At 48.3% G+C, this 499-nt stretch carries 1 protein-coding gene; it reads right to left on the bottom strand.

Annotated elements, in window-relative coordinates:
* Positions 1 to 499 (bottom strand): hypothetical protein (locus B3763_RS11205; RefSeq protein WP_286746533.1); only part of this gene is annotated, 499 nt, incomplete at both ends.

Raw genomic sequence — 499 nt, 5'->3', positions numbered from 1 at the left:
GAAGTAAGTGACCGAACCGGCCGAGTGACCCGATTTCGGGTCTCTCACTCTAATGTAGTATCTGCCCCACTCATCGTTCGGTATATTTAAATGAACCTGAGCCTTACCATTTTTGGTACTTACCAATTGGCGCTTGTATGGATTATCTTCGTTGCGACTTACATAGTAAGCCAGATTATCGCCCGAGCGATCCCACCACCAGCGCCATTGTAAGCGAAAGACCTCAAAAATGAGCTCCGAACGGTCTACGGGCCGACCATCCGCATCTACTGAAACTATTTCCAGCGTGTGGTCTCTCTGAGTAACCAACCTGCCTCTATAGTCACCTTCCGGCTTTTTTATTCCTACAAAGTGCGTGTAGGGATAGTATGGAACAGAAAACTGATCGATACTGAAATCTCCACCCGGCTCATAGACTTTACCACTAAAAGTAGCCATGAGCATGCCCGGAGCATTGGGCTGGCTAACCAAGCCAATGGGCACCTGTGCTTTACCTTCT

It is taken from the genome of Roseivirga sp. UBA1976, assembly GCF_002336325.1.
Classification (GTDB): domain Bacteria; phylum Bacteroidota; class Bacteroidia; order Cytophagales; family Cyclobacteriaceae; genus Roseivirga; species Roseivirga thermotolerans.
The sequence above is the reverse complement of the archived record's forward strand: the minus strand, read 5'-3'. Positions and strand labels throughout refer to the sequence as shown.